The 15,572-nt window shown below is 71.9% G+C and carries 4 protein-coding genes; all 4 read right to left on the reverse strand.

Annotated features, from left to right (window positions below; genetic code table 11):
* Nucleotides 1-39 precede the first annotated feature (39 nt).
* The 4 genes from IE153_RS02325 to IE153_RS02340 are packed head-to-tail and all read right to left on the reverse strand — an operon-like array spanning nt 40 to nt 15,539.
* Nucleotides 40-1,740 carry an ABC transporter ATP-binding protein gene (locus IE153_RS02325; protein WP_189587957.1) on the reverse strand — a complete coding sequence of 567 codons (1,701 nt, stop codon included), beginning with the start codon at nt 1,738-1,740 and terminating at the stop codon, nt 40-42.
* Nucleotides 1,730-12,631: a non-ribosomal peptide synthetase gene (locus tag IE153_RS02330; RefSeq protein ID WP_189587959.1), complete on the reverse strand. Its 10,902-nt coding sequence runs from the start codon at nt 12,629-12,631 to the stop codon at nt 1,730-1,732. The genes IE153_RS02325 and IE153_RS02330 overlap by 11 nt, the downstream gene beginning before the upstream one ends.
* 57 nt (nt 12,632-12,688) lie before the next feature.
* Nucleotides 12,689-14,476, reverse strand: a complete 1,788-nt coding sequence (locus IE153_RS02335; protein ID WP_189587961.1) for an ABC transporter ATP-binding protein — start codon at nt 14,474-14,476, stop codon at nt 12,689-12,691.
* A gap of 4 nt (nt 14,477-14,480) precedes the next feature.
* Nucleotides 14,481-15,539: an iron-siderophore ABC transporter substrate-binding protein gene (locus tag IE153_RS02340; protein ID WP_189587963.1), complete on the reverse strand. Its 1,059-nt coding sequence runs from the start codon at nt 15,537-15,539 to the stop codon at nt 14,481-14,483.
* Between the last annotated feature and the right edge of the window lie 33 nt (nt 15,540-15,572).

Consider the following 15,572-nt stretch of genomic DNA (forward strand, 5'->3'; position numbering starts at 1 on the left):
CGTGGGGGCCTATCGTGCACTTCCCCGCGCCCCCGAAAGTCAGCGTGCCACCGCCGAGCAGTAGTCCTGGTCTCTTGCCAGCAGGTTGCGGTGGGTGTCCTCTGCTGTGATGGCTCCGTCGTCCAGGATCAGGACCCGGTCCGCCGCGTCCAGGAACGCCGGGCTGCTGGTGATCACGATCGTCGTGCGGCCCCGGCGCAGCTTCGCCACGTTGCGGGCGACGAGTTGTTCGGTGACCGCGTCCACCGCCGTCGTCGGGTCGTGCAGGACGAGGACGTCGGTGTCGGCGGCCAGGGCACGGGCCAGGGAGAGGCGTTGGCGCTGGCCTCCGGAGAGGTTGGCGCCCCGGTCGCGGACGCCGTAGTCGAGACCCTCGCGGTGCAGGGCCACGACGTCGGTCAGCAAGGACGCCTCGACCGCCTCGGGAACCGTCCGGCTGGTGCCCGACGGGTCGATGTTCGTGCGGAGAGTGCCCGCGAAGATCTCCCCGTCGTAGGGGTTGACCAGCAGGTGCTCGCGCACCGCCTCGACGGAGAGGTCGGCCAGGTCCTTGTCGCCGATCCGCACCGTTCCCTGGTACGCGGCGGGCGGGACGCGCACGGCCAGGACGGCGGCGAGGTCGGCCGCCGCGCGGGGCTGGTAGGGAGCGATGGCGACGAACTCACCCGCCTTCACCTGGAACTTCAGGTTGGTCAGGGTGCCGTGGCGGACGCAGTCGATCTCCAGGTCGCCGCCCCCGGAAGGGCGTTCGGAGCCCGGGGTCATGACCGGCGGGGCCGACAGCACCAGAGCCATCCGCTCGGCCGAGGCGCGCGCGATCATCACGTACTTGGGCATCTCGGAGAACAGCTTGAGCGGTTCCATGATGAACTGCGCCAGGCCCACGGCCATGACGAGTTCGCCGATGGTGATCCGTCCCTCGAACGCCAGCCAGCCCGCCGTCAGGGTCACGGCGCCGGCGAGGACCGCGTTGAGGGCCAGGGCGGTGCCCGCGTAGGCGCCGTTCACCTTGGCGACGGTGATCGACTGGCGTCTCGCCTCCGTGCTGACCTTCCGGTAGGACCGGAAGGCGGCGTGGTTGCCGCCGAAGCCGTGCAGCGGGCGCAGGCCGGTGATCAGGTCGGCGACCTTCGCACCCGCCCGCGCCACCCGGGCCTGCTGCTCCTGGGTGCTGCTGCCGATCCGTTTGGACATCACGCTGAGGATCGACAGGATCGCGACGGTGCCCACGATCACCAGCAGCCCCAGCCGGATGTCCGCAAGGCCCAGGGCGACCGCCGCGACCAGCACGGCCACGAGCGAGCTGATGAGCAGCGGCACCACCTCGATGATGTCGGCGGTCTGGTCGGCGTCCTCGGTGGCGATGGTCAGCACCTCGCCGGACTTGAGGTCGACGTCCCGGGCCACGGGCTGCAGACCGCAGGCCGCGACCTTCACCCGCCAGCGGTGCGCCTCGGTCGTGTTGGCCTTCTGCAGGATCCGCATGCCGAACCGCCACGACAGCGACACCGTCGTGATGATCACGGCCAGGGCGCCGATCGAGACGGCGAGGGCCTGGAGGCTGCGGCCGTCCCGCATCGTGTGCTCGACGATCAGGCCGAGTGCGATGGGGAAGGCGGTCTCGCCGGCCTGGTAGAGGCCCATGAGGAGGGTGCCCCAGGCCATGGCGCCGATGTTGCGGCGCAGGGCGGTCCGGAGGATGGCGGCCCCGTGGCGGGGCCGCTGGGTGTCAGTTGTCATCGAGGTGGCGGGCAATCGCTTCCGGGGTTCGCAGGGTGAACAGATCGCGGATGGTGATCACGGGACCGTACTCGCGGCGGAGCAGCCCGACGAGCCGCACCGCCAGCATGGAGTGTCCCCCCAGGGACACGAAGTCGCTCACCGCGCTCACCTCGTCGTCGTCGAGATCCAGTGCTTCGGCGAAGTACTCGCACACCACGGTCTCGGTCTCGGTCTGCGGGCCCCGCTCCCCCGCCGTGGTCAGCGCGCCCAGCGGCTTGGCCTCGGGCAGCGCCGTGGTGTCAGCCTTCCCGTTCACCGTCAGCGGGATGCCGTCGACCTGGGCGTAGTGCGTGGGCCGCAGGAAGTCCGGCAGTCCGGCGCCCACGTCGGCGGCGACGGTCGCCAGATCCGCCCCGTCCAGGACCAGGTAGGCGGCCAGCCGGTGGGCGCCGTCGACCTGCGGGTCGGGCTGGGCCACCGCGGCGACGAACCGCACCGCCGCGTGCGCCGCGAACACCGCCTCGACCTCGCCGAGTTCGACGCGGTGGCCGCGGATCTTGACCTGCTGGTCGGTGCGGCCCAGGTACATCAGGTTGCCGTCCGGACGGCGGACCACCAGGTCGCCGGTGCGGTACATGCGCTCGCCGGGCTCGCCGAACGGGCAGGCGACGAAGCGGTGCGCGGTCTGGGCGGGCTGCCCGAGGTAGCCGCGCGCGATGCCGATGCCCGACACGTACAGCTCGCCGGGCACACCGTCCGGCAACGGCCGCAGCCACGGATCCAGGACGTACACGTCGGTGTTGTCGATGGCCACGCCCACCACCGGGTCCTGGCACTCGAAGGTGCCGACGCCCAGGGTGTTGATGGTGTATTCGGTCGGCCCGTACAGGTTGTAGCCGACGGTGCCCTCGGTCTCGGCGAGCCGCTGCCACAGGGTCGGCGTGACGGCCTCGCCGCCGAGCAGCACCAGCGCCGGCCGCTGTGCCGGGTCGTCGAGCAGGCCCTCGGCCACCAGTTGCTGCGCGTAGGTCGGCGTCACGTTGATGACGTCGATGCCGTGCTCCAGGCAGTAGGCGACCAGCCGGGGCGCGTCCCGGCGCAACTCCTCGTCACAGATGTGCACTTCATGGCCGTCGGCGAGCCACAGCAGCTCCTCCCACGACATGTCGAACGCGAACGACACGGTGTGCGCGATCCGGAAGATCCGGTGTCCGTGCTCGGCCAGCACCGGCTCGAAGATCCTGCGCTGGTGGTTGATCAGCATGTTGGTGAGACCGGCGTACTCGGTCACCACACCCTTGGGCTTCCCGGTGGAGCCGGAGGTGTAGATCGTGTACGCGGGGTGGCGCAGCCGGTCCGGGTCGTCCGGCGCGAACGTCACGTAGGGCTCGGCGTCGGGAAGCGGCCGGTCCAGTTCGATCAGGTCGCCGGTCAGCCGGAGCGAGACCGCGCTCACGGTGAGGATCACGTCCGGGCGGGCGTCGTCGACGATGGCCGCGATCCGCTCGTCCGGGTGGTCGAGCTCCAGCGGCACGTACGCGGCGCCGACCCGCAGGACGGCGAACAGCGCCGCGATCCAGTCGAGGGAGCGCGGGATCGCGAGCCCGACGGTCGTCTCCGGTCCGATGCCGCGCGCGGCGAGCACGCCCGCCACGGCCCGGCTGCGGTCGCGGAGTTCGGCGAACGTCATCGTCGAGCCGTGAGCGACGAGTGCCACCCGCTGCGGATCGCGGTCCGCCGCCCGGTCGAAGCGGTCGACGACGGTGTCCGTGCCGACGTCGGTGCGTGCGGCCGGCTCGGGCACCGGGCCCGGCCCCCGCAGCGCGCCGACCGGCCCCGTGGCACGGGACAGGTCTTCGAGCACGCCCAGGTAGTCGTCGAGGAGACGGCGGGCGTTGCCGGTGTCGCCGTCGCGGTACTCCAGCTTGACCGTGAGCCGGTCCCCGGGCGTGACGACCCAGGTGAACGGATAGTGGGTGGAGTCGTCGGCCTTCACCGAGGTGATGCCGTGCCGGGTGTTCATCTCGGCGAACGCGTCCATGTCCAGGAAGTTCTGGAGCACGAACAGGTTGTCGAACAGGGTGTCGTGCCCGCTGGCCCGCTGGATCTCGCCGAGCCCGAGGTGCTCGTGCTCCATCGCCTCGACCCGGGCGGCCTGGACGGCCGACAGGTAGCCGCCGACCGTGTCGTCGGGGCGGGCGCGGGTCCACATCGGCACGGTGTTGAGCAGCACGCCGACGATGTCGGAGCGCCCCTCGCCGTCCCGCCCGGAGACGGTCACCCCGAACACGGCGTCGGCGCGGCCGGTGTGCGCGCCGAGGAGCAGGCCGAACGCACCGGTCAGCACCGAGTTCAGGGTGACGCCGTGCACCCGGGCCGCCTCGCGCACCAGCGCGGACTGCTCGGCCGACAGGGTGTGCACGAGCGCGCTCGGCAGGTCGTCCGAGAAGGACGGCGCCGATCCGGCGAGCAGCGTCGGGCCGGGGAGAGCGGCCAGGTGGTCCGCCCAGAAGCGCTCCGACACCGCCGTGTCCCTGGCGTCGAGGGCCCGGGCGTACTCCTCGAAGCCCGGTGTGGCGGGCCTCGGATCGAGCGGCTCGCCCGCGAGGACGGCGCGGTAGGCGTCGAAGAGGTCCCGCAGGACGATCTCCCGGGACCAGCCGTCCCACAGCAGCAGGTGGTAGCTGAGCAGCAGGCCGTCCCGGTCGCCGGGCAGGTGCACGACGGTCAGCCGGATCAGCGGCGGCTCGCCCGGATCGAAGCCCGTGTCCCGGTCCCGGGCGCGCAGGGCGTCGACCTCCGCGTCCGTCGACAGGGCGATCGTACGGACGTCGACCCGTCGCCCGGCCTTGAGGACCTGGACCGGCCCGTCCTCGTCGGTGCCGAAGCCGGCGCCGACGACCGGGTGCCGTGCGATCACGTGGGCCATCGCCTCGGCCAGCGCGCCGGTGTCCAGGCGCCGGTCGAAGGTGAACCAGTTCTGTGCGACGTAGTGTCCGGCCGAGCCCGCCATCTGGGCCTGGAAGAACAGGCCGCGCTGGAGCGGGGTGACCGGTGCGGTGCGCTCGGCCGTCGTCGCGGCGTCCGCGAGGTGCTTCAGCGCGCTGCGCCAGTGCTCGGTGATCGCGTCGGGGACGCCCTCGGCGAGGACGAACTCGGCGAGCAGGCTGCCGGTGGCCTCGTCGGTCCAGGCGTTGACCTCGACGGCATAGGGGCTGCCCTGGTCGCCGCCGGTGAGGTGGAGCGCCTGGGACTCGCTGCCCCGGCCTAGGTAGTTGAACAGCACCTGCGGGCGGGCGGTGAGCAGCGGAGCCGTCTGCGGGTTGAGGTACCTGAGCCGGCCGTAGGCGACGTGTCCGCACTCGTCCGGCTGGCGCTCGGCGACTTCGCGGGCCGCGGCGACGGGGTCGGTGTGCGCGGTGAGCCGTACGGGCGCGATGGCGGTGAACCAACCGACGGTACGGGTGTAGTCGTGCTGTTCGAGGACCGGGACCCGGCCGTGCCGCTCCAGGTCGATCGCGAGGTCGCCGGGGGACGGCTGGATGCGGGTCAGCGCGGTGCGCAGGGCGCCGCACAGCAGTTCGGTGAGGCCGACACCGAGTGCGGCAGGGGCGGTGCGGGTGACGCTGTCGCTCACATCCGGGGCGATGACCACCGTCGTCTTGCGCAACGGCCCCGTGACCGGGTGCAGTTCGGGAGCCTGGAGGGTGGTGACCCAGCGACCGAGGTCGTCGAGGTCCTGAGTCGCCAGGAGCGTCAGGGCTTCCGCGTACTCGGCGTAGGAGGTGGTCGGCGGGGCGAGGGGCTCGCCGCGCAGGGCCGTGGCCAGGTCGTCGAGCAGGATCAGCCAGGAGACCGCGTCGACGGCGAGGTGGTGCACGGTGACGACGAGGGTGTGATTCGCCTCCAGCCACGCGAACGCGATGACGTTCCCTGACTCGGGGTCGAGTCGTCCGGCCGCCTCGTTCGCCACGGCCGTCGCGTCGGTGGTGTCCGGGCGTACAACGGTGATGCCGCGGGTGGGTTCGGTGCGGAGGGTCCACACGCCGTGTTCTGTGCGGAGCCTCAGCCGCAGGGCCGGGTGGGCGGCGACCACGGCGTTCGCGGCGCGTACGGCGTCCGTGAAGACGGTGCCGTCGGGGGCCTGGAGTGTCCTGGCCTGGGCGAAACGGGTGAGGGAGCCGCCGAGTTCGCGTTGGCGGAGGATGATCGGGGTGGGGGTGAGGGGGCCGTCCTCGCGGCGGGTGGGGGCCTGAGGGGTCTGGGCTGTGCTGGTGCCCAGGTGCTCCGCCAGTGCGCGAGGGGTCTTGAGCAGGAAGACGTCCTTTGGAGCGATGGGCAGGCCGAGCGTCCGTGCCCTGTTCACGACCGTGATGGCGATGATGCTGTCGCCTCCGGCGCGGAAGAAGTCGGTGTCGGCGTCTACGGAAGCGCCGGGCAGCGTCTCGGTGAAGATGTTGGTGAGTGCGGCTACCGCGGTGGTTTCGTCTGCGGGTGCGTGGGGGCTGGTCGCGCAGTTCCCCGCGCCCCTGAGGGGGCGTTCGGCCAGGGCCTTCCGGTCCAGCTTGCCGTTGATCGTCAGCGGTAGGGCCTCGATCGTGAGGATCTGGCCCGGAACCATGTGGACGGGAAGACTGGACGACAGACGGGCCGTCAGGTCGGGCGGCACGCTGCCCACCACATGCGCCACCAGGTGATCCCCGGTGTCCGCCACCGTCACCGCCACGTCGGTCACGCCGTCGATGGCCCTGATCGCGGACTCCACCTCACCCAACTCGATGCGGAAGCCCTTGAGTTGGACCTGGTCGTCCGCGCGGCCGGTGAAGACCAGTTCGCCGTCGAGGGTGCGGATCGCGAGGTCACCCGTGTGGTACATGCGGGAGCCGTCGGCCGTGAACGGGTTCGCCACGAAGCGGCCCGCGGTGAGCCCGGGCCGGCCCAGGTAGCCGAGGGACACCTGGTCGCCGGCGACGTAGATGGCCCCCTCGCGGCCCGGCGGCACCGGGCGGAGCCGGTCGTCGAGCAGGTAGGTGACCAGGCCGGGGATCGGGCCGCCGATGGGGCTGACGTCGTCGCCGGGGCCGAAGTCGGCGTCGGTCAGCACCCGGTGGGTGACGTGGACGGTGGTCTCGGTGATGCCGTACATGTTGACCAGCTCGGGGGCGGCCGTCCCGTGCCGATCGACCCAGCCGCGCAGCCGTCCGAGGTCCAGTGCCTCGCCGCCGAAGACGATCCGGCGCAGTGCGGGCAGCGGTTCTCCGGCGAGCCGGTCGGCCTCAATGAACTGGTAGAAGGCGGACGGGGTCTGGTTGAGCACGGTCACGCCGCGTTCGCGGACCAGGCGGTGGAAGTCGACCGGGGAGCGCGTCAGCCCGTACTCGGGTACCAGCAGCTCGCCGCCGTACGCGAGCGCGCCCCACAGCTCCCAGACGGCGAAGTCGAAGGAGAAGGAGTGGAACTGGACCCAGACGTCCCGTGGGCCGAAGTCCATGTCCGGCCGGGTGTTCGCGAGCAGCGCCACGACGCTGGAGTGCGGGACGACGACGCCCTTGGGGCGGCCCGTGGATCCGGAGGTGTAGATCACGTAGGCGGGGGTGTGCCAGTCGGGCTCGGGGGCGGGCTCCGTGGGGGCGGCCGGGGGCTCTTCGCCCTGGACCAGCACCCGGGCCGGCACCCCCGCCCGGGCCAGGAGGTCCGTGAAGCGGTCGCGCTGGTCCCGGTCCACGAGGACGACCTGCGGGGCCGCGTCGGCGAGGATGTACTCCAGCCGCTCGTCCGGGTACGCCAGGTCGAGGGGGACGTACGCGCCGCCCGCGCCGACGATCGCGACGAGGGCGACGACCTGCTCCAGGGAGCGGGGGACGGCGACGGCGACCCGCTTGCCCGGGCCGACGCCTGCCGCGCGCAGGGCGGAGGCCAGGTCGTTCTTGGCAGCGGAGAGTTCGCCGTAGGTCAGGGAGCGGGTGGCGCCGTCGAGGCCGCACTGGGTGACGGCGGTGGCCGCCGGGTCGCGGCGGGCCGCGGTGTCGAACAGTCCGCCCAGGGTGGTCGGGGTGAGGGGGGCGGGGCGTCGTTCGGCTCCCGCCGCCAGGTCGTCGACCAGGATGTCCGGCTGCGCGAGCAGGCCGGTCAGGGTCCGGCTGAACGTGTGCAGGATCGCCCGGGCGGCCGACTCGCGCAGCAGTTCACCGTCGTAGATGAGGTTGAAGCGCGGACGGCCGTCGGGGGCGCGCTCGACAACGAGGGTCAGCGGGTAGTGCGGAGCGCCCTCGTTGACGAGGGCCGTGATGGTCAGCGTGTCGCCGGGGCTCCGCAGCGCGGTCAGGTCGGTGGCCACGTCGAACACCACGAGCGTGTCGAAGAGCGACCCGGCGCCGGCCTGGCGGCCGATGCGCGCCAGGGAGACGTGCTGGTGCGGCAGGACCGTGCTCTGGTGGTCGCGCACCGAGGTGAGCAGCTCGGCGGCGGTGGCCCCGGGAGCCCAACGGGCGCGTACGGGGATGGTGTTGATGAAGAGGCCCACCATGTCGCCGATGCCGGGCACCTCGGCGTCGCGGCCTGAGACCGTGGAACCGAAGACCACGTCCCGGCCCTGGAGGATGCCGCCGAGGGTGACGGCCCAGGCGCTGTGCACGGCGACGCTCAGCGGCACCCCGGCCTCGCGGACGGCGGAGTCGATGTCGTCCTCGGGTTCCACGGAGGTGTCGGCGAACCGGTCGGAGGGGGTGTGTCCCTCGGCGACCAGCGACGGGCCGGGCAGTTCGGCGAGTTCCTCGCGCCAGACGCGGTCGCTCTCGTCGGCGTCGCGTCCGGCGAGCCAGTGCACGTAGTCGGCGAAGCCGCCGATCGGGTAGACGGTGCCCGGCGCGTGGTACTCGGTGAGCAGCGCGCGGAGCATGGGCGGCACGGACCAGCCGTCGGCGATGATGTGGTGCACGGTCTGCACCAGGACGTTCCGGCCGGAGCCGGTGCGGATGAGCGTGTACCGCATGAGGGGGCCGGTGGCCAGGTCGAAGCCGGTGCGGCGGTCCCGTTCGGCGAGGTCGCGTATCTCCTCGTCGGTGATGCCGGGGCGGTCCAGCGTGGTGAAGGGGGCCTCGACGCCGCTCTCCAGGACGGAGACCACGCGGCCGTCGGCCAGGGCCGTGAAGCGGGCGGCCAGGTTCGGGAACAGGGTGAGCAGCCGGGTGGCCGCGGCGGTGAGCCGGCCGGTGTCCACTTCGCCGTCCAGGGTGAGCAGTTGCTGCTCGACGTAGGCGCCCGCGGTGTCGTCGTCGAAGACCGAGTGGAAGTAGAGGCCTTCCTGGAGCGGGGTCAGCGGCAGGACCTCCCGCAGCGCCGGGCCGTCCAGGGCGTCGACGTCGGCCTGGGTGAGCGGTACGAGGGGGAAGTCGCTGGGCGAGTGGCCGCCCTGGTCGAGCGCGGCGAGTCCGGTCAGGGCCGTACGGAAGTAGTCGCCGAGTGCCGTGATGTCGGCGTCGGTGAACAGGCCGTCGGGCCAGGAGACGGTGGTGACGAGTTCGTAGGCGCCGGAGGCGGCGGGTTCGGCGATCGCGTTGAACTCCAGGGCGCGCGGCAGGCGCATCCGGGGGTCGCGCTTCTCGCCCAGCTGGCCGGTGGTGCCCGCGAGTTGCCAGTCGCCGTGGGCGCCGGCGGCGAAGCGGCCGAGGTAGTTGAAGAGCACCTGGGGTGCGGGGGCGTCGAACTCGCTGTGGGTGAGGTAGCGCAGGGCGCCGTAGGAGACGCCGTTGTCCGGCACCCGGGCGAGGTCTTCCTTGACCGCCTTGAGGGCCGCGGTCAGATACTCGGGGGTGGCGAAGTCCGTTGCCGTGCCGGGGTCGACGGTCACCGGGAAGAGGGTGGTGAACCAGCCCACGGTCCGCGACAGTTCCGGCTCGAACCCGGCGGAACCCGCGACGAACTGTCCTTCGCGGCCGTGGCCTTCGAGTTCGATGTGGGCGAAGGTCTGGTCCTGGCCGAGGTCGCGGCGGTGCCGGGCGAGGGCGACGGCGAGCGCGGTGAGCAGGACGTCGTTGACACCGGCGTGGAACTTCGCGGGGATCTCGTTCAGCAGCGCGGCCGTGACCTCGGGGCCGACCGTGACGGTCCGCAGGCGTTCGTTCGCGACGGTGTCGGACCCGGTCAGGGCGCGGCGGGCCAGCGGCCGGTCGTCGCCGGGCAGCGGTCGCCGGTAGTAGGAGCTGTCGGCGTCGAACGCGGCGCGTTCCAGCAGCTGGGTCCAGCGCCGGAACGACGTGCCCACCGGCGGGAGTTCGACGGGCCGGCCCGCGCTGAAATGCCGCCAGGCGGTGGCCAGGTCCTCCATCAGGACGCGCCAGGAGATGCCGTCGACGATCACGTGGTGGGCGACGAGGACGAGTTGGCGTGCGTCGGGGCGCCAGACGGCGCGGAGCATCACGCCGCCCGTGGGGTCCAGTGCGTCGGTGGCGAGGGCAATGCACTCGTCGAGCGGCCGGTCGCTCTGCTGCCAGCCGGGTTCGGCCCGGTCCGCGTCGGGGATGTCGAAGCTCCAGCGGCTGCCGCGCACCAGCTTGGCGCGGAGCATGTCGTGCCGGGTGACGAGGGCGGTGAGGATCGCGTCGAGGGCGTCGGCGGTCAGGTCGGCCGGTGTGTTCAGGACGACCGACTGGACGAAGCCGTCGATGGCGTCCGTGGTCTCGCCGAGCCACTGCACGATGGGCGAGCCCACGACGGTGCCGGTGGCCACATCGGCGTGGTCGACGGTGGAGACGTCCTCGCGGCTCGCGACCGCGGCCAGGGAGCCCACCGTGCCGTGGGTGAAGATCTGCCGTGCCGTGACGTGCAGGCCCTGCTCGCGCAGCGCGCTCAGCAGGGAGATCGCGAGGATGCTGTCGCCGCCGAGCTGGAAGAAGTCCTGGTCGACACCGACCTCTTCGAGGCGCAGCACGTCCGCGACGGCGGCGCACACCGCCCGCTCGTCGTCGGTGGTGGGGCGGACGAGCGGGCCCGCCTGGGTCGTGGGCTCGGGCAGCGCGTTGCGGTCGAGCTTGCCGTTCGCGGTGAGCGGGAACTCCTCCATGACGACGATGTGGGCGGGCACCATGTACTCGACCATGTGCGCGCCGGCCCACGCCTTGACCTCGTCGGCCCGCAGGTCGGCACGGCCGGCGGCGGGTATGACGTAGCCGATCAGGTAGGTGCCGCCCGCCGCGTTCTTCTTCGCGACGACGCAGGTGTGCCGGACCCCGGGGTGTTCGGCGAGGCCGACCTCGACGTCCTCGATCTCCAGCCGCATGCCGCGGATCTTGATCTGGTTGTCTGCGCGGCCGAGGAAGTCCAGTGATCCGTCGGGGGCGAAGCGGGCGAGGTCGCCGGTGCGGTAGAGGCGGGAGCCGTCGTTCGCGAAGGGGTTGGCGACGAAGCGGGAGGCGGTCAGGCCCGGTGCGTTGACGTAGCCGCGGCCCAGGAGGAAGCCGCCGACGTAGAGTTCACCGCCGACGCCGACCGGGACCGGGCGCAGTTCGTCGTCCAGGACGTAGAGCTGGGTGTTGGGGTTGGCCTTGCCGATGGACGTCGACAGGCGTTCCGCGGCACCCCGGTAGATGACGTGCGAGACGCCGATGGTCGTCTCGGCGGGGCCGTAGCCGTGGTACATGGGGATGTCGTCGAGCTTGGTGCGGAACCGCTCGTACAGCTCGGGGGTGAGCACTTCCCCGCCGCACCACACGTGCCGCAGGCTGTCCAGGCGGCCGGAGTCGCCGGCCATCTCCAGCAGCACGTCCAGCATGGACGACACCAGATAGGTGAAGGTGACGCGCTGTTCGGCGATGACGCTCAGCAGGTGGTGCGGGTCGCGTTCGCCGCCGGGCCGCAGGACGACGAGCCGGCCGCCGCAGACCAGGGGCAGGAAGATCTCGTTGATGGAGATGTCGAAGGACAGCGGCGCCTTGAACAGCGAGGCGTCGTCGTGGCCGAAGCCGAGGATCTCGTTCACCTGCCACAACAGGCGCTCGCTGATCGCCTCGTGACGGATCATCGCGCCCTTGGGCCGCCCGGTCGAACCGGAGGTGAAGATCACGTAGGCCAGCGCGTCGCCGAGGACGGTGACGCCGGTCCCCTCCTTCGGGTACGCGTCGTACCGCCAGTCGCCGAGGTCGACGGCCACGGCGTCCGGTTCGGCCGGGTCGTGCTCGCCCGTGGCGTTCAGCTGGACGACGACCCGGGCGTCCTCGATGACGACGGCGCGCCGCGCGGCGGGCCACTGCGGGTCGAGAGGCACGAAGGCGCACCCGGCCTGGAGCACGGCGAGCAGCCCGACGACCATGTCGGCGGAGCGACTGAGGGAGATGCCGACGACCTGTTCGGAGCCGAGCCCCCGCCCGAGCAGGTGATGCGCCAACTGGCTGGAGAGCTCGGCGACTTGGCGGTAGGTGAGCGACCGGTGCTCGTCGACGGCGGCTACGGCGTCCGGCCGGACCCTCGCCTGCGCGCGGAACATCTCCACGATGGTGGGACGGTCCCGGTCGGCCCGGTTGTCGTTCCACTCGGCCAGGGTCCGCAGCCGGGACGCCACGCTGGAGGGGCCGACGGTGCCGAGCGGCCGGTCCGGGAAGTCGGCCAGGTCGTCCAGCGCGAGCTGCGCGTCCTCGGGTGTGACGCCGTCGGGGACGGTGATGCCGCGGCCGTCCGGAGAGATCTCCCAACCAGCGGGGGCCGCACCGCCGTTGTCGACCCAGCCGAGGACGTCGGCGAAGAGCGTGCCGGGGGTGAGGTCGATACCCTCGGGGCTCCGGCCCGTCGCCCAGTACGACAGACCGATGGCGCACGCCTCGGTGATGGTCCTGTCCGGGTAGTCGCCGATCCGCCGGCGTACATCGGCCAGGCGCGTGGGAGACAGCAGTGCGAGACGAGCGCGCGGTTCCATCATCGAAGACTCAGCGTCCCTTCCAGAATGTGGAGTTAGGCTAACCTAAATAAGGGTTACCTAACTAACCTCTCGCCAGGCCCGCCACAGTCGTGCGTACCGGCCGCCCAGAGCCACCAGTTCCTCGTGCGTCCCCTGCTCCACGACGCGTCCCGCGTCGAGCACGGCGATCCGGTCCGCCGCCATCGCCTGGGTCAGCCGGTGCGCCACGAACAGCGTGGTCCGGCCCGCGCACGCGGCCAGCACGGCCCGCTCCAGCTCGGCGGCGCCCTCACTGCCGGCCTCGGCGGTCGACTCGTCGAGCACCACCACCGGTGCCCGGCCCAGCACCAGCCGCGCCAGGGCGATCTGGGCGACCTTGGTGACGTCCAGGCGCTCACCGCCCTCCCCGACCGGAGTGTGCAGCCCGTCGGGCAGCGCGGCGACCCAGCCCTCCGCACCGACGGTGCGCAGCGCGTCCAGCAGCTCGGTGTCGGTGGCCCCCGGGGCGGACAGCCGCAGGTCGTCGGCGAGCGGGCCGGAGAAGACGTGCGTCTCCTGCGTCAGGATGCTGACCAGGGCCCGCGCCCCGGCCTCGTCCAGGTCGGCGAGATCGGTCGTCCCGATGCGCACCGTCCCGGCCTGCGGGGTGCCGATGCCGGCGATCAGCGCGGCCAGTGTCGTCTTGCCCGCGCCCGTGGCGCCCACCAGGGCGAGCGACCCGCCGGCCGGGATCGTCAGGTCGACGTCTCGCAACACCGGCTCCTCGGAGCCCGGGTAACGGAACGTCAGACCCTCGACCGTCACCGGGTACGCCCCGGCCCCGGCGGCCGTGACGGACTCGTCGCCGACCAGCCGCTCCTCGGCGGACTCCCCCAGCACCCCGACCAGGCGGCTCAGGCTCGCGCCCGACTTCTGCGCCTCGTCGAAGGTGAACATGATGGCGCCGAGCGGGGTGAAGAGCCGGTGGAACAGCAGCGGGGCCGCCGACACCTCGCCCAGGCTGGCCGCGTCGGCTTCCAGCAGGGCGTACCCGACGACGAGGATCAGGACCAGGCCGATGAACTCGGCGCGGTTCTCCCGGCCGACGAACCGGCCGAAGAACCGGAACACCTCGATACCGAGCTCGCGCACCCGCCACGACTCGGTGGTGACCTTCTCGCGGAAGGCGCCCTCCAGGCGGTACGCGCGGACCGTGTCGATGCCGTTCAGGCCGCTGATGAACGCCTGGGCGCGGTCGGCCTGGGCCACGCGCTGCTTGCGGTAGAGCGGGGCGGACCGGGGCAGGTACCAGCGCAGTGCCAGCGCGTACGCGGGCAGCGCGCCGGCGCCGGCCAGGCCGAGCCGCCAGTCGAGCCCGAACATGCCGAGGGTCGCGATGACGACCAGGACGCCCGCCGAGAACACCGTGGGGACGGCCGTGCGGATGCCCTTGGAGATGACGGCGACGTCGTCACCGACCCGGGAGAGCACGTCCCCCCGGCCGACCTGCTCGATCCGGGTGCTCGGCATGCCGAGCACCGCCCGAACGGCGCCCTCGCGCAACCGTGCGAGCAGATCCGCGCCCAGCCGTCCGATCAGGTAGGTCGACACCGCGGTGGCCGCCGCGCCGAGCAGCGCGGCGGCACCGATCAGCACCCCGATCGTGACCAGGACCGAACGGTCCTCGCCCCCGACGACCCCGTCGACCACCCGGCCGAGCAGGAGCACCGGGAGCACCTGGAGCGCCGCCCCCACGACCGTGGTGAGCACGGTCGCGGCGGTCAGGCCGGGCATCGCGCGGCAGTGGTCCGCGACCCATCGGGCGGCCTCGCGGCCGGTCGTCGTACGCAGGGCCGCCGGGGCGACGCGCGTGTCGGTGGTGCTCACGTCCCTACTCGACCGACTTGACGAGCTCGTCGATCGCGTACGGCATGGACAGCAGGGTGCCCTGGGAGATGGCCGCGCCGACCGCGGGTCCCTCGCTGTCGAGCAGGTAGGACACGTTGCCCTTCTTCACGGCGTCGAGGTTGGCGAACAGCTTGAACTTCTTGAGCGCCTCGGTGTCGGCCTTGTCGTTGATGACGAAGATGTGGTCGACGTCGACGAGGTCGATGCGCTCGGGCGAGAGCTTGGTGTAGAAGCTGCCCCCGGCGACCTTGTCGATCCCGGTCTGGTACTTGAAGCCGATGCCCGTGACGAGCCGGCCGCGCACGTCGGTGGAGGTGAAGGGCGCCACCGAGTTCTCGTACCAGGACAGCGCGACAGCGGTCTGCTTACCGAGCTCCGGGTGCTCCTTCTTGGCCGTGTCGAGCTGGCCCTGGATGTCGTCGACCATCTTCTGGCCTTCATCGGCCTTGCCGAGGGCCTTGGCGATGTGCAGGGCGTTGTCCTGCCAGGGAGCGCTGAAGGGCTCCTTCTCGCCCTTGGTGCGGGCCACCGTGGGGGCGATCTTGGAGAGCTTGTCGTAGGCGGCCTGGTCGATCTCGGAGTACACCGCGACGATCAGGTCGGGGCGAAGGGACGCGATCTTCTCGTAGTTGGGGCCGGAGTCGCCGTTCTTCATGACGACCTCAGGCTTGGTGTCGCCCCACTTGTCCTTCACCCAGGGCCACTGGGTGTTGATGTCGGGGCTCTTGCCGGGCGGGTTCGGGTACTGATCGACCATGCCGACGGGCTTGATGCCGAAGGCCAGGACGGTCTGGTCGTCGGTGTAGCCGACGGAGACGACCCGCTGGGGCGCCTTCTCGACCGTGGTGGACCCGAACGCGTGCTCCACGGTGACCGGGAAGTCACCGGCGGCCGCGGCCTGAGTGCCCTCGCCCTTGTCGTCCGCCGAGTCCGTCGAGCCGGAACCGCATCCCGCGAGGAGACCGACCCCGAGGGTGGCCGCGGACAGGACCGCCGCCAGCCGCCGCCATGGCTTCCCGGGCGTCGTTCGATGGAGGAGCATCCACATCCCCTTGCTTTCGCGCCAGTTCACTGC

Source organism: Streptomyces massasporeus (assembly GCF_014648995.1).
Taxonomy (GTDB): Bacteria; Actinomycetota; Actinomycetes; order Streptomycetales; family Streptomycetaceae; genus Streptomyces; species Streptomyces massasporeus.